Source organism: Clostridioides sp. ZZV15-6597 (genome assembly GCF_020657815.1).
Lineage (GTDB): Bacteria > Bacillota > Clostridia > Peptostreptococcales > Peptostreptococcaceae > Clostridioides.
In genome coordinates this window covers 15306-38875 of sequence record NZ_JAGWCT010000012.1, presented here as the reverse complement: position 1 = coordinate 38875, position 23570 = coordinate 15306, and the positions used below count along the sequence as shown (strand labels likewise).

The 23570-nt window shown below is 27.9% G+C and carries 23 protein-coding genes and 1 riboswitch; all 23 genes read left to right on the top strand.

Translation table 11 applies throughout. From position 1 onward, the window contains the following. Positions 1–15 precede the first annotated feature (15 nt). Positions 16–411 carry a flagellar export chaperone FliS gene (gene fliS, locus KGF52_RS04820; protein WP_227839311.1) on the top strand — a complete coding sequence of 132 codons (396 nt, stop codon included), beginning with the start codon at positions 16–18 and terminating at the stop codon, positions 409–411. Further along, the gene (fliS, locus tag KGF52_RS04815) at positions 411–767 is read left to right on the top strand and encodes a flagellar export chaperone FliS (RefSeq protein WP_227839310.1); all 357 of its coding nucleotides are present in this window, start codon (positions 411–413) and stop codon (positions 765–767) included. The genes fliS (KGF52_RS04820) and fliS (KGF52_RS04815) overlap by 1 nt, the downstream gene beginning before the upstream one ends. Positions 768–789: 22 nt before the next feature. Next, on the top strand, positions 790–2313 hold the full coding sequence (gene fliD, locus KGF52_RS04810) for a flagellar filament capping protein FliD (RefSeq protein ID WP_227839309.1): 1524 nt from the start codon (positions 790–792) through the stop codon (positions 2311–2313). A 2-nt stretch (positions 2314–2315) separates the two neighbouring features. After that, positions 2316–2651: a flagellar protein FliT gene (locus KGF52_RS04805; protein ID WP_227839308.1), complete on the top strand. Its 336-nt coding sequence runs from the start codon at positions 2316–2318 to the stop codon at positions 2649–2651. Between the two features lie 101 nt (positions 2652–2752). Continuing rightward, the gene (locus KGF52_RS04800) at positions 2753–3625 is read left to right on the top strand and encodes a flagellin (RefSeq protein ID WP_227839307.1); all 873 of its coding nucleotides are present in this window, start codon (positions 2753–2755) and stop codon (positions 3623–3625) included. 91 nt (positions 3626–3716) lie between these two features. Further along, positions 3717–5894, top strand: coding sequence for a glycosyltransferase (locus KGF52_RS04795; RefSeq protein WP_227839306.1), 2178 nt, complete (start codon positions 3717–3719; stop codon positions 5892–5894). Next, positions 5872–7752 (top strand): bifunctional glycosyltransferase family 2 protein/class I SAM-dependent methyltransferase, encoded by a 1881-nt coding sequence (locus tag KGF52_RS04790; protein ID WP_227839305.1) that lies wholly within the window; start codon positions 5872–5874, stop codon positions 7750–7752. Before KGF52_RS04795 ends, KGF52_RS04790 begins: the two co-directional genes overlap by 23 nt. Next, entirely contained in the window at positions 7745–9862 is a 2118-nt protein-coding gene (locus KGF52_RS04785; RefSeq protein WP_227839304.1) for a glycosyltransferase family protein, read from the top strand. The genes KGF52_RS04790 and KGF52_RS04785 overlap by 8 nt, the downstream gene beginning before the upstream one ends. A gap of 4 nt (positions 9863–9866) precedes the next feature. Continuing rightward, the gene (locus KGF52_RS04780; protein ID WP_227839303.1) at positions 9867–10862 is read left to right on the top strand and encodes a peptidoglycan bridge formation glycyltransferase FemA/FemB family protein; all 996 of its coding nucleotides are present in this window, start codon (positions 9867–9869) and stop codon (positions 10860–10862) included. Positions 10863–10954: 92 nt separating this feature from the next. Further along, positions 10955–12187, top strand: coding sequence for an ATP-grasp domain-containing protein (locus KGF52_RS04775; RefSeq protein ID WP_227839302.1), 1233 nt, complete (start codon positions 10955–10957; stop codon positions 12185–12187). Between the two features lie 19 nt (positions 12188–12206). Further along, positions 12207–13151, top strand: coding sequence for an ornithine cyclodeaminase (locus tag KGF52_RS04770; protein WP_227839301.1), 945 nt, complete (start codon positions 12207–12209; stop codon positions 13149–13151). A gap of 90 nt (positions 13152–13241) precedes the next feature. Beyond that, entirely contained in the window at positions 13242–13649 is a 408-nt protein-coding gene (locus KGF52_RS04765; RefSeq protein WP_227839300.1) for a sugar 3,4-ketoisomerase, read from the top strand. Between the two features lie 73 nt (positions 13650–13722). Then, positions 13723–14814: a DegT/DnrJ/EryC1/StrS family aminotransferase gene (locus tag KGF52_RS04760; protein WP_227839299.1), complete on the top strand. Its 1092-nt coding sequence runs from the start codon at positions 13723–13725 to the stop codon at positions 14812–14814. A 308-nt stretch (positions 14815–15122) separates the two neighbouring features. Beyond that, a riboswitch (cyclic di-GMP riboswitch) is annotated at positions 15123–15213 on the top strand. Positions 15214–15451: 238 nt separating this feature from the next. After that, positions 15452–15769, top strand: a complete 318-nt coding sequence (gene flgB, locus KGF52_RS04755; protein ID WP_227434666.1) for a flagellar basal body rod protein FlgB — start codon at positions 15452–15454, stop codon at positions 15767–15769. Between the two features lie 7 nt (positions 15770–15776). Then, complete coding sequence (flgC, locus tag KGF52_RS04750) at positions 15777–16181, top strand: flagellar basal body rod protein FlgC (RefSeq protein ID WP_227839298.1); 405 nt, start codon at positions 15777–15779, stop codon at positions 16179–16181. Positions 16182–16190: 9 nt separating this feature from the next. Next, complete coding sequence (gene fliE, locus KGF52_RS04745) at positions 16191–16508, top strand: flagellar hook-basal body complex protein FliE (protein WP_227827776.1); 318 nt, start codon at positions 16191–16193, stop codon at positions 16506–16508. A 24-nt stretch (positions 16509–16532) separates the two neighbouring features. Beyond that, on the top strand, positions 16533–18083 hold the full coding sequence (gene fliF / locus KGF52_RS04740; protein WP_227839297.1) for a flagellar basal-body MS-ring/collar protein FliF: 1551 nt from the start codon (positions 16533–16535) through the stop codon (positions 18081–18083). A 12-nt stretch (positions 18084–18095) separates the two neighbouring features. Next, on the top strand, positions 18096–19166 hold the full coding sequence (gene fliG / locus KGF52_RS04735) for a flagellar motor switch protein FliG (protein WP_227839296.1): 1071 nt from the start codon (positions 18096–18098) through the stop codon (positions 19164–19166). After that, entirely contained in the window at positions 19150–19890 is a 741-nt protein-coding gene (locus tag KGF52_RS04730) for a FliH/SctL family protein (RefSeq protein ID WP_227827773.1), read from the top strand. The genes fliG and KGF52_RS04730 overlap by 17 nt, the downstream gene beginning before the upstream one ends. 3 nt (positions 19891–19893) lie before the next feature. Then, complete coding sequence (gene fliI / locus KGF52_RS04725; RefSeq protein WP_227827772.1) at positions 19894–21213, top strand: flagellar protein export ATPase FliI; 1320 nt, start codon at positions 19894–19896, stop codon at positions 21211–21213. Between the two features lie 31 nt (positions 21214–21244). Continuing rightward, on the top strand, positions 21245–21691 hold the full coding sequence (fliJ, locus tag KGF52_RS04720; protein WP_227839295.1) for a flagellar export protein FliJ: 447 nt from the start codon (positions 21245–21247) through the stop codon (positions 21689–21691). A gap of 28 nt (positions 21692–21719) precedes the next feature. Next, positions 21720–22925 carry a flagellar hook-length control protein FliK gene (locus KGF52_RS04715; protein ID WP_227839294.1) on the top strand — a complete coding sequence of 402 codons (1206 nt, stop codon included), beginning with the start codon at positions 21720–21722 and terminating at the stop codon, positions 22923–22925. Positions 22926–22942: 17 nt separating this feature from the next. Beyond that, positions 22943–23551, top strand: coding sequence for a flagellar hook assembly protein FlgD (locus KGF52_RS04710; protein WP_227827769.1), 609 nt, complete (start codon positions 22943–22945; stop codon positions 23549–23551). Positions 23552–23570: the final 19 nt, after the last annotated feature.

Genomic DNA, 23570 nt, shown 5'->3' with positions numbered 1-23570 from the left:
TGGAGGAAGTAATATATGTATGGAGAAAACCCTTATAGTTCTTATAAGCAAAATGCTGTTTTTATGGCATCAAAAGAACAATTGTTGCTTATGCTTGTTGATGGGGCAGTAAAATATACAAAAATAGCCAGAAGAGCTATTGTAGATAAAAATACACAAAGAGCACATAGAGAGCTTATAAGAGTACAGGATATATTTACAGAATTAATGGTTACATTGGACCAAAATGCAGGACAATGGGCAAAAGATATGTACAAAGTTTATGATTTTGTAAGATATGAACTTTCAAGAGCCAATATTAGAAAAGACATTCAGATAATAGATAATGTGTTACCTGTAATAGAGCAAATTAAAGATACATGGCATGAAGCTGATAAAAAAAGTAAAGAAGAAAGAAGTAGGTATAAATAATGGATTTAAATTTAGATAAACTAAATGAGTTATCAAAAGAAGAACTACTATTAATGCTTGTAGATGCTACAGTAGAATATACTAATATATCAAGAGTAGCACTTTTAAATAAGGATTATTTGAAAGCACATAGTGAACTTGTGAGAGTTCAAAATATATTTACAGAATTAATGACTACATTAGACCAAAATGTAGGACAATGGGCAAAGGATATGTATAAGGTTTATGAATTTATAAAAGCTGAATTAATAAGAGCTGATGTAAATAAAGATATTAAAATAATTGATGACATATTGCCAATAGTAGAACAGATTAGAGATACATGGCATGAAGTTTATAGTAAATTAGAAGTATAATTATGGATGGGGGGATAAATATATGTCAAGTATAAGTCCTATAAGAGTTACAGGCCTTTCAGGAAATTTTGATATGGAAGGTATAATAGAAGCTAGTATGATTAGAGATAAGGAAAAAGTTGATAAAGCAAAACAGGCTCAACAAATCGTTAAATGGAAACAAGAAATATATAGAAATGTTATACAAGAATCAAGAGATCTTTATGCTAAGTATCTAAATATAGATTCTCCTAACAGTATAATAAATAAAAACTCATATTCTGCTACAAGAATAAATAGTTCTGATGAAAGTATTATAGTAGCAAAAGGCTCAGCTGGTGCAAATAAAATAAATTACCAATTTGCAGTTTCTCAAATGGCTGAACCAGCAAAAGTGACTATTAAATTAAACGCAAGTACTCCTCTTGTTCAACAGTTTCCACCAAATGCTAATGGAGCTAGTTCTTTAACTATAGGAGACGTAAATATACCAATATCTGAACAAGATACTACAAGTACTATTGTAAGTAAGATAAACTCACTTTGTGCAGATAATGATATAAAGGCTTCTTATAGTGAGATGACAGGTGAACTGATTATTTCAAGAAAACAGACTGGTTCGTCATCAAACATTGATTTAAAAGTAAATGGAAATGACAATTTAGCTCAGCAAATAGCTAATGATAATGGTATCACATTTGCAACTGATGCTGGTGGGAATAAAGTGGCAAGTGTATATGGAAAAAATCTAGAAGCTGATGTAACTGATGAACATGGAAGAGTAACACATATAAGTAAAGAACAGAATTCATTTAATATAGATAATATTGACTATAATGTAAATTCAAAAGGAACTGCAAAGCTGACTTCTGTTACTGATACTGAAGAAGCCACTAAAAATATGAAGGCATTTGTGGATGATTATAATAAATTGATGGACAAGGTCTATAGTTTAGTTACTACCAAAAAACCAAAAGATTATCCGCCTCTTACAGATGACCAAAAAGAAGATATGACAACTGAAGAAATAGAAAAATGGGAAAAGAAAGCTAAAGAAGGTATACTTAGAAATGATGATGAGTTAAGAGCTTTTGTTGAAGATATTAGGTCTGCATTTTTTGGAGATGGAAAAAATATTACTACTTTAAGAAAACTAGGAATCAATGAAAGTGAAAATTACAACAAAAAAGGTCAAATATCATTTGATGCAGATGCTTTTTCAAAGGCTCTTATAGATGATAGTGATAAAGTATACAAGACACTAGCGGGTTATTCTTCAAATTATGATGATAAAGGAATGTTTGAAAAGCTGAAAGATATTGTATATGATTATACTGGAAGTTCAGTTTCTAAATTGACTAAAAAAGCAGGTATAGAGAAAACTGCTTCTGCTAGTGAAAATGTATATTCAAAACAAATTGCAGAACAGGAAAGAAATATAAATAGACTAGTTGACAAAATGAATGATAAAGAGAAAAGACTTTATGCTAAATATTCAGCTTTGGAGTCTTTATTAAATCAATATAATTCTCAAATGAACTATTTCTCACAAGCACAAGGTAATTAGTTATGGATAAATTAGAAGAAAAAATAAATTTATATAAAGATATATCTTTACAGATTATAAAATTGATTGAAAAAGAGGAGTATAAAAATATAAGTAATAGATTAAATGAGAGACACAATATTATAAACAGTATAAGTGAAGTGGATAAAAATGATTTCATACAACTTTATAATGATATGGAATTAATTGCAATTGATGATAGAATAAGAAACTCTTTACAAGAACAATTGTCAGAAGTAAAAAAAGAGTTACATGAGTACAAGCTTACTAAGCAAGTAAACACAATGTATTATAGCTTAAATAGAGAAAAAGTAAATATTTTTAATAAAAAAGTATAAAGTTATAGGTTAACTTGTCCGATTATATAAATGAAGAATTAATATAAAAAGTTAAAAGTAGAAATGACAAGGATGTCAACTATACTAAGGAGGGTAAAATAATGAGAGTTAATACAAATGTAAGTGCTTTAATAGCAAACAATCAAATGGGAAGAAACGTAAGTGCACAAAGTAAATCTATGGAGAAGTTATCTTCTGGAGTTAGAATAAAGAGAGCTGCTGATGATGCTGCAGGACTTGCAATATCTGAGAAAATGAGAGCTCAAATAAAAGGTCTAGACCAAGCAGGAAGAAACGTTCAAGATGGTATATCTGTTGTACAAACAGCAGAGGGTGCATTAGAAGAAACTGGAAACATATTACAAAGAATGAGAACTTTATCATTACAATCTTCAAATGAAACTAATACTGTTGAAGAAAGACAAAAGATAGCAGATGAGTTATCACAATTAAAAGACGAAGTTGAAAGAATATCAAGTGCAATAGAGTTTAATGGTAAGAAGTTACTTGATGGAAGTTCAACAGAGATAAGATTACAAGTTGGAGCTAATTATGGAACAAACGTTTCAGGTACAACTAATAACAACAATGAAATAAAAGTTGCATTAGTAAATACTGCAAGTATAATGAGCAAAGCTGGAATAACAAGTTCTACAATAGCAAGTATGAATGTGGATGGAACTTCTGGAACAGATGCAGCTAAACAAATGGTATCTAGCTTAGATGTAGCTCTTAAAGATCTAAATACATCAAGAGCAAAATTAGGGGCACAACAAAACAGACTAGAATCAACTCAAAATAACTTAAATAATACTGTAGAAAATGTTACAGCAGCTGAATCAAGAATAAGAGATACAGATGTTGCTTCAGAGATGGTTAACTTATCTAAAATGAATATATTAGTTCAAGCATCACAATCAATGCTTGCTCAAGCTAATCAACAGCCACAAGGAGTTTTACAATTATTAGGATAAAATAATTTTGTATATTGGATAGAGAAGAAGAGTAGGGCTTTGCTTTACTCTTTTCTTTTTTAGAAAATATAGCTTTGAAAGGAAAATATATATGTTACTTAGTATAGTTATGATTGTCAAAAATGAAGAAAAGATACTTGAAAAAACTTTAAAATCATTAACCAAATTAAGAGATTCTATAGATAGTGAACTTATAATAATTGATACAGGTTCTACAGATGATACTATAAAAATATCTAGAAAATACACAGAGAATGTATATTTTCATAATTGGAATAATGATTTTTCTAGTATGAGAAACATATCAATATCCTATGCCAAGGGTGAATGGTTACTTATATTAGATGCAGATGAAATATTAATTGATTCTTCAACTATTGTAAGATTTTTTAAAGATGGACTTGATAAAAAATTTAACTCTGCCTCTATACAATTAAAAAATCTTTACTCATATGATAAAAAATCATATGGATATTGTTCAGTACTGAGACTTTTTAAAAATGTTGATTTTAAATACCATGGTAAAGTGCATGAACAACCAATGTACAAAAATCCTATATTTAATAATGTTGCGGACTTTGAACATTATGGATATTTGTTTGAAGATGAAGAAATAAGGTTAAACAAAGTAAAAAGAAATGAAAAATTATTATTTGAAGAGTTAAAAGAGAATGAGAGCTCTCCATATATAAATTATCAATTAGGAAAAAATTTTATTATATTAGGAAAATATCAAGAGGCTTTAGATTATCTTGAGAAGTCTTATGAATTATACTCTAAACTAGAATCGGCACCTGGTTACTTGATAACAAGCCTTGTAAAAACATATTTATATTTAGGAAAACATAAGAAGTGTGAAAAATTATGTTTAAAGTATATTAAAAAAGACATGAATAATATTGATATATATTATTATATTGCACAAGCACAAGTGGATTTAGGTAAATATGAGAATAGTATAGATTCGTATAAAAGATATCTTTATTTATTAGATAATTATGAAATAAGTACACAAGCAAATAGTTTATTTTCTGATACTGATACTGTAGGGCTTAGAGATGAAGCTGTTATCACACTGATAAAGGTCTATTATAAACTTGAAAAATATGAGTCTCTAGTTTCAGAATACAATAATATTGAAGATATAGAAAAAAAGAAGAATGTGTATTTTAGCTTATTTATGTCCTTATATAAATTGAATAGATTTGAAGATATAAAAAACTATTATAAGGAAATTTCAAATTCTAAAGTTGAAAGAAATAGTTTTTATAGAAACATAGAAGAATTTATAAATAATATAAAAGATGATGAAAAAGAGGCTGTATATAAAAGCTTTTGTGATATTGAAGGTAATTATGGACTTTTAAATCAGATAAGAACAAATAAACATGTATCTGTAGATACATGCAAAGAAATACTAAATGAAGAGAAAGAAATAATTTATGCATGTATTATAAAAATAGCTTTTGAAGAAGAAATTGATTTACTAGATATTTTTTATGATATGGAATATGTTTGGATAGAGAAATATCTAAAATATCTTTTAGCATTGGAAAGAAGTTTTAATTTAGAATTATATAAGTACATAATTAGTCGTCCAAACACATCAGAAATAGAAAAGATAAGAGTATATAAAGTTATATCGAAAGTAGTTTTAGAAAATATTAGTTTAAGTGATGAAAAGTATAAGGATATTTTTTATCTTTATATAATGTACTCTTATAAATACATAAAATACATATATAGTAATCTAAGTGATTTTGAATTAATAAAGTTTGTGTGTAATGATTTAGATAAATTTACTATAGAATTTAAGAATCTACTTGATACTAAGAATAAAATAAATGATGCTAATGAAAAATTAGAATATATAAATAATATGAGTAAATTACTAAATGAATATCCTTTTTATAACAAAATAATAAAAATACTTATAAATGAATTAGAAGAAAATATAAAAGAAAGTCAAGAATTTAAAGAATTAAAAGATAGCTTTATTATTAGTATAGAAAATATGATTGAAAATGGCAAAATAAATGATGCGAAATTATTGGTAGAAGACTATTCAAAAACATTTGTAGATGATGTCAAAATTTTAAATATAAAAGGGATTTTATATATGCTTGAAAATAAACTTGAGAAAGCTGATTTTATGTTAAAAAAGGCGTTATCATTAGATGTAGAAAATGAAGATACCATATATAATATAGAATACCTAAAAAATTTAAAAATAGGAGACTTAGAGAATGAGCATACCAATAACAGTTAATGAAAAATCTAAAAATACAATAAAAGATTGGCAATATACATGTGCAAATGAAGATATAAAATTTACAAGCATAATAATATTGACATATAATCAAATAGAATATACCAAATTATGTATTGAAAGTATTAGAAAATTTACCCCAAAGAATAAATATGAAATAATAATAATTGACAATAACTCTTCTGATGGAACAGTGGATTGGCTAAAGGAACAATCGGATATAAAATCTGTATATAATAATAAAAACTTAGGGTTTCCAAAAGGGTGCAACCAAGGTATTGAGTTAGCTAAGGGTGAAAACATATTATTATTAAATAATGATGTAATAGTTACTCCTAATTGGCTTTATAATTTGAACAAAGCTTTATGGTCACAAGATAATATAGGAGCTGTGGGTCCAATAACAAATGCATGCTCATATTATCAACAAATTGATGTGGATTACAAATCAATTGAGGATATGTTTATATTTGCTCAAGAAATAAATAAATCTAACATCAATTCATGGAAATATAGAGTTAAATTAGTTGGTTTTTGTATGTTAATAAAGAAATCTGTAGTAGATAATGTAGGTGTTTTAGATGAGCTATTTACACCTGGAAATTTTGAAGATGATGATTTATCTTTTAGAATGTTAGAAGAAGGATACAAATTATTATTATGCCAGGATACTTTTATACACCATTTTGGAAGTGTATCTTTTAAAGAAAATCGTAATAAATACACAGATATAATGGATATTAATAGAAGAAAATTTGAGACTAAATGGGGCTTTAATCCAGAATACAGTGGAATGATACGAACTGACTTAATTTCTGAAATAGATTGTAATGTAGAGAAAAATATTAATGTTTTAGAAATAGGTTGTGGTGTAGGAGCTACTCTTTTAGAAATAAAAAATATATATAAAAATTCATCCATATATGGAATAGAAATAAGTGAGTCAGCAGGTAAATTAGCAAAAAATACTGGAGAGGTACTGATAGCAGATATAGAAAAAGTACAATTAGATTATAATAAAAATTTCTTCGATTATATAATATTGGGAGATGTACTTGAACATTTAGTTAATCCATGGAAGATAGTCAATGACCTAAAGAGATATCTAAAGAAGGATGGTTATTTGATATCAAGTATACCAAATATTATGCATGTATCCGTTTTAAGAAACATTGTACAAGGTAATTTTACATATACTGATTCAGGAATTTTGGATAGGACTCACTTAAGATTTTTTACATTAAATGAGATAATAAGAATGTTTAATGATAGTAATTACACAATAGATAGTGTTTGTGCTACTAGAATGAGGATTTCAGAGGATGACAATAGATTCATCGATACAATGTGTAAAGAAAGCCATGAAAATATGAGAGAACAATATGAGTGTTATCAATATATAGTAAAAGCTTCTAATTGTGTAGATACTAGAAGATATTCTAGCGTTAGTATGGTTAATTTAAAATATGCTTTAATGAGAATTGATAATGAGTTAGATGTGGATGATAATTTAAGTTATATATTTGATAATTATAATATAACTGAACAATGTTTTATTGATGATATTGAATATTTAGTTGATATGTTTTCAATAAATAAGACAACTATACTAAATAGATTGGGTGCTGAGGCATTTAATAGAGGTCTGGGTGATTTTAGTATAAGTATGTTTATGATGGCTTTAAATATAGATAGAGATAATATTGACACAATATACAATATAACTACTGTATTGTGTGATTTAAAAGAATTTGAAATTGCCTATGACTTAATTAAGAATAGTAGTGAGAAAGTACAGAGTGAAAGTGATATACAAGATATACTTTATTTTATTGAAGGAAGAAAGAAATATGAATAATGAAAAGATATGTTTTATAACCTGTGTAAATGATGAAAGACTTTATGAGGAATGCCTTGTATATATAAATAGTTTAGATATTCCAAAAGATTTTAGTATAGAAACAATTGCTTTGAGAGGAGCTAATTCAATTGCATCTGCTTATAATAAAGCTATGAGAGAAGTAGATGCTAAATATAAGGTATATTTACATCAAGATACATTTATAATTAATAAAAACTTTATATATGATATTTTAGATATATTTAATAAAAATATTGATGTAGGAATGATTGGTGTAGCTGGAGTGAAAGACATACCTGTAAGTGGAGTTTGGTGGGATTCTGATAATAAAGTGGGAAAAGTATATGATAGTCATACAGGTAGAATGGATATTTATGAATTTAATAGCTTTGAAGGAGATTTTGATACAGTCATGGCTATAGATGGATTAATTATGATTACTCAGTATGATATATTATGGCGAGAAGATAAATTTGATGGATGGCATTTTTATGATTTGTCACAAAGTATGGAATTCAATCAAAATAACTATAAAGTTATTATACCAAAGCAAGATAAACCTTGGTGTATGCATGATTCTGGAATAGCAAATATAAGTAATGGCTATGATGAATATAGGATAAAATTTGTAAAAGAGTACATAGAACTTGATTTACATAGAGAAAATTTTTATGAATTTGATAAGAATAAAGCAAGTACCATACTTAAGAGTAATAAGTATGTAGTGGATTGTATGAAAGATGAACTTGAGAGAGAATTAAAACTAAAGAATTATAGAACTGTTTTAGACATTGTTTCTAAAGTTGCTCGTTTTTCTGTTTTTAATCACACTGGTTTGTATTCTTGTGAAAAATGTGAAAAGGCATTATTAGAATGTGCCAATAATTTACCAAAAGTAAATAATATAAAATTATTTAAGAAAAAAGATTTCAAAAGAAAGAGAGTATTACATGTTTTAAGTGAAGTATACTCAACAGGTGGTCATACAAAAGTAGTTAAAAATTGGATCAATAGTGATAAAGATTCTGTTCATTCAATTGTAACTACATGGCAATCAAAGACATTGCCAGATTGGTTATTAAAATCAGTAAATGATAGTGGTGGTGAAATTATATCTTTGGATTCAATTTCAGATGACTATTTAGAAAGGGCTGTAGCTTTAAGAACAATAGCTTACGATTGGGCTGATATAGTTATTTTATATATTCATATGTGGGACACAATACCTGTTCTAGCTTTTGGAATTGATGGGAAAATACCTATTTTATATGTTAACCATTATGATAGTGCTTTTTGGCTAGGTGCAAGTATTGCGGATGTTGTTATTGATTTTAGTGAAGTTAGTCAATTAGTTACATTGAATAAAAGAGGTATAGAGAAGTCTGAAATATTACCAATTCCACTAAAAGAAAAAGAATTGTTTTCAAAATCTGAAATTAGAAAGCAGTATGATTTGGATGATGATGTAACAATAATTTTAACTATTGCTAGTGAAAGAAAGTATAATAGTGTAAATGATATTAATTATTTTAAAATTGCTAAAATGATAATCGAAAATACGGATGACACGATTATTATTGTTGTAGGAGTTGATACAAATAATATCTATTGGAAAACATTAAATAGTGTTACAAATGATAGAGTTTTATGCTTTGGAACTATGGAAGAGATAGATGATTTTTATAAAATCTCAGATATATATCTAGAATCTTTTATGGTAGGAAGTCATATTTCAAAATTAGATGCAATTTTATATGATTTAATTCCTGTTAAATTCAAAAACGAAGTTTCACCAATTTTTACAAATATGTGGGATTTTATAGATAAGTTTGATTATAATAATATCAAAGAGGTTATAGATATGATAAAAAGATATAACACTAATGAATTTGATAGGAATGAGCTAAAAGAAAAACAATCAGAAATAAAACATTTTGTTATAGATAAACACTGTGTTGAAATAAAAAGTTATATAGACAAAATATATAATGAAGCTAATTATCATAAGGTTAAGTATAATTTACATAAAAATGATGAAATTGAAAACTATCAATTATTTGTAGCCTTATATGGTCATATAGTAGAAAATAAAAAGAGTTATAGGTGATAAAATGTACAATATCTGTATCAAACAATTTGAAAATTTTTTTCAGGAGGATTGGGATTATTTTGTAGAAAATAAATCTATAAATGGGACATTCCTTCAAACTCGAAATTTCATTAATTATCATAAAGAAGACAAATTTTCTGACCATTCACTAATGATATATAAAGGTAAAGAGATAATAGCAGTTGTACCTGCATGTGAAGTTTATGAAAATGATGAAAAAATATTTTTTTCTCATTTAGGTAGCACCTTTGGTGGTATTTTAATAGGTCATGATTTCAATGATATAAAGCATGTAAAAGCTATTACAAGTACAGTAGAATTATATTTACAAGAAGAAAATTTTAATAAAGTATTTCTAAAAAATGCATCGAGAATATTTTGGAAAGAGGATGCTTCATTGTTAGAGTATTTTCTATTTAAGAATGGTTATATGTTTTATGATGAATTAAGTATGTTTTTAGAACTAAATAAGTATAAAGAAGATATATTAAGTAACTTTAGTTATAGTAAAAGAAGAGATTTTAAATATTCTTTAAAGAACAATCTTATTTTTAAGAGAGTGTATGATGATAAAGATGTAATCTCTTTTTTTGAATTATTATCTAACTGTTTAGATAGAAAAGGGGCTAAATTGATACATTCAATAGAAGAACTATTGGACTTTAAAAATAATAGATTAAAAGACATTGTAGAATTTTATGCAGTATATATTGGTGATATTATGATTTGTGGTAGTATGGTATTTAACTTTCAAGGAAGAGTTTACCATACTCAATACTTAGCATCAAATTCAGCATATAATAAATATTATCCAATGATATTTTTAAACTATAATCTGATTAAAAATGCCTCAGATAGAAACTTTAAATATTTTTCATTTGGAATTAGTACTCTAAATAGAGGAAAATATTTAGATGAAGGTTTGGCTATATTTAAAGAAGGTTTTGGTTCAAGTGCTGTTTGCAATAGGACATATTATAAAAATATAAATAAGTAATACTTATACTTTATAGAATTTCTTGATTGTAGTAAATCTATAGTATTTTAACTTTTACAGAAAAATAATTAACTTATAAAGAAGGTTTGTATATGAAAAGATTAATGATTTTAGGCTCAATTAAGTATTTTGAGAATATTGTTATGTCAGCTAAAAAAGAAGGAATATACACAATTGTTTGTGATAATAGAATTGATACTCCTGCAAAAGAAGTTTGTGATGAAGCAATAGATGTTGATGTATTTGATTTTGATGAAATAAAAAATATAGCCATAGATAAAAAGATAGATGGAATTTTGACTGGATTTACAGATTCTTTAATGAAACCATATGTTTATATTGCAAATGAATTAAATTTACCATGTGTGATTTCTTGCAATCAACTTGAGTCTGTAACTAATAAGGCTGTTATGAAAAAATATTTTAAAAACAATGGAATACCTACAACTGATTATTGTATTCTTGAAAGTTTAAAAGATTTAGAAAAAATACAAGGGTTAAATTTTCCGCTTGTAATAAAACCTGTTGATGGTTATGGTTCAAGAGGTGTATATTTTGTATCAAATGTGGAGGAGTTAATAGAAAAATTTGAATATTCTAGGGAAATCTCACAAAATGGACAAGTAATAATTGAGGAATTTTATGAAAGTGAGGAAATACAAGGACTAGCTTGGGTTTACAATGGAGAGTCACATGTATTTTATATCGGAGATAGAGAGCTTGTAAATATACATGTAGGGAGAGCTGGAAAACCAGACAGATTACTATATCCATCAAAGTATTGTTTTCAGTATGAAGAAGAAATAAAGTCGATATATCAAAAGATAACAGAGGCTTTTAATATAAAGAATGGACCATTTTATGTTCAGATGCTAGTGGGTGCAGATGGAATAAAGGTGTCTGAAGTTATGCCAAGATTACCTGGAGGATGTGATTATTTGGCAATTTCACATATAACAGATCTAGATATAGGAAGGCTATTTGCAAATTTTAGTGTGAATAATGACATCGATTTTAATGAAATAAAAAAATATAATATGCATTTATCAAAGTGTGTATACGCATTACCAATATACATAAGACCTGGAACAATAAAGAAGATAAATAATATAGATAAAATAGAAAACTTAGATTATGTAACTCAAATTTTGTTGCTTGTAAAAGAGGGAGATACAATAGAGTTATATGAAGACGAGAGGCAAGATTGTGGAAGGATTTATGGAATAGCAAATAATATATTTGATGCCAATATAAAGAAAAAATATATTCATGAAATGATAGAAATACTTGATGAGAATAATGAGAATATGATAGAAAATTTTTAAATAAGGGAGCATGGTATATATGAAGTTAATAACTCATGAGCAAATTATGTCATTAAATATCTCTCAAAGGCAAGGATATGAGTGGATAAAAGAATCATTTCTGACAAAAAAAGATTGTCAATTACCACCAAAAATAAGTATGGTAGAACAAGGGCATGTATTTTACAATGTAATGCCATCTTTAAATCATAATCATATGATTGGTGGAATAAAAATGGTTACAAGATTGCCAGGAAGAAATCCAAGTTTAAATTCAGATATATTTCTATATGATATGAACAATGCTAAACTAAAAGCCATTTTAGATGGTAATTATATTACAGCCTTTAGAACTGCTGCTGTGGCTGCTTTAGCGATTGATACTTTTGCTAAAAAAGACTTTAAGACTATTGCTATTATGGGGCTAGGAGTAACTGCTTCTTCTATAATGAATATGCTTTTATATACCCTTAAAAATAGGAATATAAATATAAAGTTGCTTAGATATAAAGACCAGGCAGAGTTGTTTGTACAAAAATATAAGGATAATGACCAGTTTAGTTTTAATATATGTGATACACATAAAGAACTTATTGTAGATTCAGATGTGGTAATTTCAACTGTTACATATACAGATGAATATCTTTCAGAATTTGAATGGTTTAAAAAAGGTGCATTACTATTACCTGTACATGTTATGGGTTTTGGAAATGTAGATTATTTATTTGATAAAGTATATTTAGATGATTATAATCATTTGAAACATCTAGAAAATATAGATAAATACAAGTATTCATGTGAGTTTTATGATGTTTTAAGTAAACAATCACAAGGAAGAGAAAATGATGATGAAAGAATAGTATCTTACAATATAGGTTTATCAATACATGATATATTATTTGCAAGTAAAATCTATGAACTATGTGAAACTCTGAATTGTGAGGATATAGACTTAAAAGAACCAAAGGAAAAATATTGGATGTAGTATATTTTTTTATTAACAAGAATTTATTGTAAATTAAAATATGAAGTAATATCTTATTAAAAAGTTATTATAAACAGGGTAGGGAGATTTATGGAAAAGTACAATTTAATTAAGTTTGAATCTATTGGAAGTGAGGACGTAGGAAGTTTAATTGCATTAGAATCAAATAAGGTTATACCTTTTGATATAAAGAGAGTGTATTACATATATGGGGTACCACATGGTGTAAAGAGAGGTTTTCATGCTCATAAAACTTTAGAGCAAGTGTTAGTTTGCCTAAATGGAAGTGTTAAGATAAAATGTTATGATGGTGTTAGAGATACAACCATTGTTCTAAACAAAAATGATGTGGGACTGTATATAGGACCTGGGGTATGGCGTGAAATGTTTGATTTTGATGAGAAAACTGTTTTAATTTCAATAGCTTCTGAACATTATAATGAAGATGAGTATATCAGAGATTATGAAGAGTTTTTAAAATATATAGATATTATCTAGTTACTATGCAGACAGATATTTTCTTAATTAAATAAATTTAGCATAGATAATAGATAGGTAAGGATGTAACTTTATGTTAGTTAAGTTTAATAATTTATTAGAACAATTTAAAATCCATAAAGAAGAATATGAAAAAAAGGTTATGGATGTAATGGAAAGTGGATATTATATCCTTGGAAATGAAGTAAAGTACTTTGAAGAAGAATTTGCTAGATATGTAGGTAGCAAATATTGTGTAGGTTTAGCTAGTGGTTTAGATTCACTGATAATTGCATTTAGAGCATTAGGGATAGGTAAAGGCGATGAAGTAATAGTGCAATCAAATACATATATTGCTAGTGTTATGGGAATTAGTATAAATGGAGCAAATCCAGTATTTGTAGAACCAAATGAGTATTATAATATAGATTCATCTAAGATAGAAAAAAAGATAAACAGTAAGACAAAAGCTATATTAGTAGTACATTTATATGGTCAGGCAAGTAAAATGAAAGAGATACAAGAATTATGTAAAAAATATAATTTGTATTTAATTGAAGATTGTGCTCAATCTCATGGAGCTAAATATGATGGAAAAATGACAGGGACATTTGGAGACGTAGGATGTTTTAGCTTTTATCCAAGTAAAAATTTAGGTGCATTTGGAGATGCAGGTGCTATAGTAACGAGTAATAAAGAAATAGCTGATAAAGTGAAAGTGCTTAGAAATTATGGTTCGGAAAAGAGATATCATAATAAATTTGTTGGATATAATTCAAGATTGGATGAAATTCAGGCAGGTTTGTTAAGAGTAAAACTTAAATATATTAATGAAATTGAAAATGAAAAGTCAAAAATCGTACATAGATATCTTAATGAAATTAACAATTCAAAAGTTATACTTCCAAAAATAGAAAAGAACTGTACACATGTATGGCATTTATTTGTTTTACAAGTTGAAAAACGAGAGACATTTATGGAATACTTAAAGAAAAATGGTATAGAGTCTATAATACATTATCCTATACCGCCTCATCTATCTGAAGCATATGCTTATTTGGGATATAAAAAGGGTAGTTTTAATATAGCTGAAAATTATTCAAATAAAGTTGTTAGTATACCTTTATTTGTCGGCATGAAAGATGAAGAAGTTAGTTATGTAATTAAAATTATAAATGAATATTAAATTAATTGTAATAATACCATAAATAAATTTTTTATGTATAGTTTATTTAAGATTCGTTAATTGATATTTTTAGATACTGATAGATTACATAAATAAAATTGAAATATATGGAAAAATATAGAATGAAGATGAGATTTGTCTTATATTTTTCTAAAATAAAAATATTTTCAGACAATTTATTATAAAATTGTAAAATATAGTATTTATAATCTGTATAATTAATAATAACTAAGTTTTTAAAATAAAATATTTAAGTATACATAAAAAAAATATTTAAAAAAATTGTTATTTATTGTATACTTAAATTAAAACTAAATAGGCAAAACTAGATAAATCTAGTGACGCAAAGCTATAGGGGCTAAGGTTTGTATATACGAACTATGTCAGCCAGTTGCCAAAAAGAATCCTAAGTATACTGTATACGCAGAATTAGTCGAAAATGACTGCCTTTTTGGCAGTCATTTTGTTGCTAAAGTTCACTTTATTACAGTAGAAAATACAAATGATAACATATTTTACCAACTATAAGTAAAAATAAAGATAGACTATCTAGAAAAGTCGCTATTTTACAAAATATAGTAACTTCAATTTTAATCACTAAATATAGTAGATAAATATATTTTGAGGAGGAGTGAGTATGAATACATATGACATTATAAAAATGGGATTAGATGCAACTAATTTAAGAAGTCAGGCAATAGCAAATAATATAGCAAATATAAATACTGAAGGCTATAAGAAACACTATGTAACTTTTGAAGAAACATTAAATGATGCCATGCCTAAAATAGAAGAAAAAACAGACAATTCTAAAGGTTTAAGAGTGGATGGCAATAATGTGGATATAGAAGAAGAAAAAGTAAACCAAGCAATGACAACATTACAATATAATGCTTTGATAGGTTTTGCAAATGGTAAAATAGCAATGACCAAATCAATAATAAGTGGGAGGTAATTAGAAGATGAGTGTGTTCAGTGGGATGAGAATCTCTGCTAGTGGATTAACAGCAGAAAGTTTGAAAATGGATATCATATCATCAAATGTAGCTAATATAAATGCTACAAGAGGTCCAAATGGAGAAGCATATAGAAGAAAAATTGTATCATTTGAAGAAAATTATGATAATAAATTAGGTATGTTAGGAGTAAAAGTCACATCTGTTGAAGATGACAAATCACCTCTTAAAGAAGTATACGACCCATCTCACCCAGATGCAAAGCCAAATGGATATGTAGAATATCCAAACGTAAATATATTAGTTGAGATGACAGATTTAATAACTGCTTCACGAGCATATGAGTCTAATATAGATACATTAAATGCTCAGAAGTCTATGATAGCAAAAGCACTGGAAATAGGAAAGTAGGGATAAATTATGCCAATTACACAGATTAACAACCTAGTGCAAGGAGCACAGTTAGAGAACTTAATTGGAGAAACTAAACCATTAAATACTAATAATAAAGAAGAAAAAAAGAATTTTGAAGATGTAATAAAAGATACTATTGATAAAGTTAATTTTCAACAAGTGACAGCAGATGATATGAAAGAAAAATTTATAAAAGGCGAAGATGTTTCTATGCATGAAGTTATGTTAATAGGTCAAGAAGCACAACTATCTATGCAATATCTAATAGAAGTTAGAAATAAGATTCATGATGCATATCAAGAAATGAATAAAGTACAAATTTAGCCTTTTGAACAGGAGTAATAATCAATGATAGCCAGTTTTAAAAATAAGATTAAAGAGCAAGTTGCTAAATCTAGGACAAAAATAGGTTCTCTAAAAAAGGGTACTAAGATAGCATTAGGGATAGGGATTGTTGCTATATGTTTAGCACTAGTATTTACAGCAATATCTGCAAGCAAAAATAAGTATGCAGTCTTATTTTCAGAACTAGATGTTCAAGATGCTGCAGATATATCAGCAGAATTAGAGTCTAGAAAGATAGATACCAAGGTAAAAGGAAGTACAATTTATGTTCCTAGAACAGAAGTTGATAAGTTGAGATTAGAGTTAGCTCCAAGTTTGACAAGTGGTTCTAAAGGATTTGCACTTATGGATGATAGTTCATCAATAGGTCTTACCGATGAAGAGTTTCAAATTAAGAAGCAACGAATGATACAAGGAGAAATAGAAAAAACAATCAAGAGTTTTCCTCAGGTGGAAGATACTAGAGTACATATAACATTTGGTGAGTCTTCTGTATTTGAGAAGGAAGCTGTTCCAGGAAGCGCTGCAGTTTATTTGATGCTAAAGCCAGGAACTACTTTAGAGAAAAATCAAATAAAATCTGTTATGGCACTTGTATCAGGAAGTGTTACAAATATACCAGAGAAAAATGTTCAAGTTATTGATAACAAAATGAACTTATTATCTGAAGGCATCTTAGACGATGAAGAAGTTGATGAAAACAATCAACCGATAAATGGTGCTATTAGTATTGATAAAAATAAGGCATCTGAGCAAGCACTGAATAAACAATTAGAAAAATCTATTTTAGACATGTTAGAACCAATATTTGGTACAGGAAAAGTAAAAGCTACAGTAAATGCTGATTTGAGTTTTGATACAGCTGAAAAAACTGAAATAAAAATTGACCCTGACAAAGTTGCTATAAAGGAAACAAGGTCAAAAAATTCATCTAAATCTGCGACAAATAATGTCCAAGGTGTAGATGCTAATATGAATAACCAAGGGAATAAAAATGGTACTAATACAGAAGATAGTTTGGATGAGAGTTTTGAATATGAAACAGGTAAGATTGAAACTCATACTATAGTTGCGCCTGGAGAACTTAAAAGATTGACAGCTTCTGTTGCTATAGACGGGAAAATAGCTAAAGGTGTTCAAGCTGATGTGGAAGATATTGTTAATAATGCTATAGGTATGGATGGAGCGAGGGGAGATACACTTAGCGTTGTTTCAATGGTATTTGACCCTAAGGGTAAGGCAGAAGCTAAACAAGAAATGGAAGATATTAAAAAAGAAGGATTCAAGAACAATATAATAAAAGCGGTTGTTGGAGTAGTAGCAGTTGTTGCAGTAGGTGTTATTGGATACTTAATATATAAAAAGAGAAGTGAACAAGAAGATATGGATTATGAAGATGAAGTTTATAGTACTAATTCTAATTCTATTGATAAGAAAGACAATCCTCTGTTAGGGGATGACCCAGAATTGACATTAGAAGAAGCTGTTAAAATGTATGCAGAAGAAAAACCAGACCAAGTCACAGAGATAATAAAAACTTGGTTAAATGAGTAAGGGGGATAGAAAGTGTCCGCGGAAATTACAAATGTTAGTGCGTTTGATTTAAGTGATATAAGTGAAAATGATAAGAAAGAAAAGGTAGAAGGTGAAGGTTTAAAAAAAGCTGCTGTATTGTTAATGACATTAGGTCCAACTGTGGCTAGTGATATAATAAAAAGTCTACCAGATAAACAAGTTCAAAAAATAGGTCTGGAAATTGCAAATATTTCTTCAATAGCTTCAAAAGAAAGAAGAGAAATATTAAAAGAGTTTGTAGAAATAAATAAAGCGAAAGATTATGTTATAGAAGGCGGGCTTGAATATGCAAAAGAATTGTTAAGTAATGCCTTGGGAAATGCCAAAGCAAGTAAATTACTTGAGGGTATATCAATAGATACAAGTACAAAACCTTTTAAACATATTATAAAACTAGATGTAAAGAAGATATTAGAAGTACTTAGAAATGAAAGTGCACAGACTATAGCCATTTTACTTGCACATATGGAACCTGAAAATGGTGCAGAAGTTTTAGCTTATTTAGATTTTGATTTACAAAATGAGGTAGCTATGAGAATAAGTTCAATGGGTTCAATATCTCCAGAAGTTATAAGTGTAATTGAAAGCTCATTAGAGGATAAATTGCATTCAATAAGTGGTGAAGAGTTTAAAGATTATGGAGGAATAGCTACTCTAGTTCAAATATTACTTAATTCTGATAGAAAAACAGAAAAGAATATTTTGAATACTATTGAAGAAAAAGACCCAGCTTTAGCAGCTCAAATTAAATCTAATATATTTGTATTTGAAGATATTGTCAAGTTAGATGATATAAGCATACAGAAAGTACTGAAAGAAGTAACTATGAAGGATTTAGTATATGCTTTAAAAGGTGTGGATGATGAAATATCAGATGCTATATATAGAAATCAATCCTCTAGGGCAGCAGAAGCACTTAAAGAAGAGATGGAAATGGTTGGTGTCATAAAGGTTACTCAGGTTGAAGGTGCTCAACAAAAAATAGTAAGTATTGTAAGAAAACTTGAAAGAGAAGGTGCCATAACTATTGTAAGGAATTTTGGTGATGACTTTGTTGAATAATAAAATTATTAAAAGTGAGAAAGCATCATATAAAGGAGTACTGGACTTATCTATAATAGATAAAGCTAGAGTGGGAGAATCAAATATAAACGAAGATAATGATTGTAGATTTAGAGATGAAGTAATAAAAGAAGCTATAGAATCTGCTGAGATAAAAAAGAATGAGATATTGGAAGAAGCAAAAATAAATGCACAAAATATAGAAAAGCAAGCATATGAAAAAGGGTATAGTCAAGGTCAGAAAAATGGATATGAGGATGGATATAAAGAGTCATATAATGAGTATACCCAAAAAGCTAAAGATGAAGCAGATTCTATAAGAAATCAGGCAAATTTAATCTTATTACAAGCTAATGAGAAAATGACTGAGTACATAAAGGAAAAAAATAAAGAGATTATAAGACTTGCTATTAATATGGCTAGTTCTGTTCTAAAAAAGCACTTTGAAGATGAAGAATCTATGAGTGATTTGTTAAAGCAAATTATTCAAGATTATGAAGGAAGTAGTTCATTCATAGTAAGATGTAATTCTTTCTATAAAGATAATATAGAGAAAGAGTTTGAATTATTTAAAGAAGAAACATCATTAAAATCAAGTGTATTTGTTATTGCAGATGATAGCATAGATAAAGGAAATGCTATTATACAAAAGGAAAATGGAAGAATAATAGTTGGTATTGATTGTGCTATGGAAAAACTAAAAGAAGAATTGCTTGGTGAATAAAGTATGTATAAAACTGATATATCTATAGATTTTGACAAAATAAATAAGAAAATAGAAAATTTAGAACTTACTATATCAGAAGGTAGAGTTAAGAAGATAATAGGGCTTACTGTAGAAGTTGAAGGGATAAAAGCTTTTGTTGGAGAGCTATGTGTTATATACAATCAAGTCAACAAAACAGTGAATTGTGAAGTAGTAGGTTTTAAAGATAAAGAAGTAATATTAATGGCATTAGGAGAGTTAACATTAATAGCACCTGGTTGTAAAGTTATTTCTAAGGGGATACCTTTAAGTGTTATGTGTAGCGATAATTTACTAGGTAAAGTACTTGATGGTCTTGGAAATCCTATAGACAACTCAGAAGTTGTTTTAGGGGACAGATACAACTTGAATAATGAACCTCCTGACCCAATGAAGAGAAAAAAGATACGCAATATAATGGAAACAGGTGTAAGAGCAATAGATGCATTTACTACTTGTGGTGAAGGACAGAGAATAGGAATATTTGCAGGAAGTGGAGTAGGTAAGAGTACAACTCTAGGCATGATTGCTAGAAATGCAAAAGCAGATGTAAATGTAATTGCCCTTGTTGGAGAAAGAGGAAGAGAAGTATTAGATTTTATTGATAAAGACTTAGGTGAAGAGGGAATGAAAAAATCTGTTGTTGTATGTGCGACATCAGATAAAGCACCATTAGTTAGACTTAAAGGTGCCCTTACAGCCACTGCAATAGCCGAATACTTTAGAGACCAAGGGAAAAAAGTAATACTTATGATGGATTCTGTGACTAGATTTGCTATGGCACAAAGAGAAGTTGGAATAGCCATAGGAGAGCCACCAGCACAAAAAGGATATACACCATCTGTATTTGCCATTTTACCAAAACTCATGGAGAGAACAGGGACATCAGATAAAGGCTCTATCACTGCATTTTATACAGTATTAGTTGATGGAGATGACTTTAATGAGCCAATAGCAGATACTACAAGAGGGATACTGGATGGTCATATAGTTCTATCTAGAGATTTGGCAAATAAGAACCATTATCCTTCCATAGATGTCTTGAATAGTTTAAGTAGACTTATGAATGAGATTGCTTCAAAAGAAGATATAAAAATAGCATCATTTGCAAGAGATATGCTCTCTGAATATAGAGAAGCAGAAGATTTGATAAATATAGGTGCATATGCTTCAGGTACCAATAAAAAAATAGATGAAGCAATCTATTATCATGAGCATATTATCAATTTTTTAAAACAAGGCATAAATGAAAAGAGCTCTTTTAACGAAACTATAAGTAGCTTGAAAAGAATATTTGAATAAATAACTTAAAAAAATATTTGAAGAGGTTGTGATGGAATTGGATAAAAACTTTAAGTTTAGATTACAGAAAGTCTTAGACTTAAAAATGAAAGATGAAGAAAAAATAAAAATGGAGTTTGCTAAAATTCAACAAAAAAAAATAGATATAGAGAATAATTTAGAAAACTTAGAAAGTAATTATAATAAATATTCTATAAGTAAAGATAACGATAGTATTCAAAATCAAAAAATAACTATTAACTATTTGTTGGCTCTAAATAACTCTATAATGGATTTATCAGAGGAACTGGATAAGTCGACAAATGAACTTGAAAAAGCTAGAAAACAGCTTATAGACAAACAGATAGAAAGAAAATCATTAGAAAAACTAAAAGAGAAAAAGTATGGACAGTATTATAGAGAAGAAAATTTAAAGGAACAAAAAACTAATGATGAGTTTGCAAGTATGAGTTATTTGAGAAATAGACAAGTTCTATAAGAATAGTAGGAAGTGAGGATATTATTGTATGAAGATACAAGCAGATTCTTATAATGTTATTAAAGATATTGTGGATAAAAAAAGTTCATCTAAGAATAAAGATGTAAAAAAGAATAAATTTGAAGATAATTTGTATAAGGCAACAGACAATAAACCAGTTAAAGATAGAAAAGAAACAAGCAATCAAAATGTTAGCTCAGATAAACCAGAAGATAGTGATAATGAGTGTCATTTAGATGAAGATAAAAGTAATCACTTAGAAGATAAAAGTACATATGAAAAAGATTGCAGTAAGATTAATGAGATTTTACAACAATTACTAAATATTTTAAAAAATAATGATAAAAAGGATAAAGATATAGATTCTATATTAAATGATATAGAAAAGCTAAATGTATCAGATGAATTGAAACAAGAAATTAAACTTAATAAAAATATGTTGAATAAGATTGCAAACCAAAATGCAGAATTAAATAAAGCTAATGTGAATAAATCTGATGAAGCGCAAAATTTAGACATGATGAAGTTAAGAGAACTTTTAGAAAATAATGCTAAAGGAAACTTTGAAGTAATTAGTAAAACTACAGAGGATGATAATAAAAGCATAGATTTATACAACTTTGATAGTAATAGAATGGACAATCTTAACTCAAATAAGCAAAGAGATGATAGTTCTGATATTTTGGAAAAACTAGCAGGGGTTAATGGAAATAAAAACGGAAATTTGGGTCAGGTAATAAATAAAAGCATGGATATAAACAAAACTAAAAGCGATAATGTTAATTTAAAACATATAGAATCAAACGTCATGGATGATTCGATTAAGGCTATTAAACATATGAAAACAAATGATATACAAGAGTTAACAATTAAATTAAGACCAAAAGAATTGGGAGATATGAACATACAATTATTGAAAGATAATGAGAGTATGAAAGCTGTTGTAACTGTTTTTAATAAAGACGTATTTGATTCTATAAATAAAAATATAACAGATTTAAAGCAACATCTTGAACTTACGAATGTAAATATAAAAGATGTATCAGTGCAAATGCATAGTGATAATAGAAGTACATCAGATACTTTTGATAAAGCATTTGAACAACAGAACAGACAAAATAACCAAGAAAATATGAATAAGCAGGATACAAATAATAAGCGTAACAATATAGTCATAGAAGATGATATTAAAGAAAATCTTATTGATGATGAAAGAGTAGATTTATTAGCGTAATAAGGGGGTAATACTGTATGTATGGAGTGGCAACAGCTTTAGCAGGGGCTCAAGGAAACTATAGGTCAAATAACTTAAGCCAACTTGAAAGAAATATTAATGATATTGCGAATAAACAAGTTAGAAGTAAAGGAAATCAGACAGTAACAGACAACGGAACTCCAATTATAGGGCAGGGTGACGATGCTGATAAAGACTTGTTTATGAAAATACTTGTAGCACAAATGGGTAATCAAGACCCAATGAATCCACAAGACCCAACAGAGTATGTATCACAATTAGCTCAGTTTGCAACTTTAGAAAAGATGTCAGCTATGAACGACAAGCTAGATATACTCTTAGCTTTAAGTAACTCTACTCTAATAAACTCTGCTTTGAGTATGGCAACGTCATTAATTGGTAAAGAAGTAGAAGTATCTGGAGAAGAGAAGGAAGATGAAAACATTGTAGGTGTAGTAAAGTCCACATATATAAAAGATGGAGAGGTACACTTAGAACTGAAAGTAGATGGTAGTGATAAAACTGTAGATGTTAAATATGAAAAATTACTTAAAATAGGAGAAGTAGATACAACTTCAGGAGAAGAAAATAACCCTCCAGAGCAAGAATCTCCAGAACAAGAATAATATTAAATTAGAAAAGAGG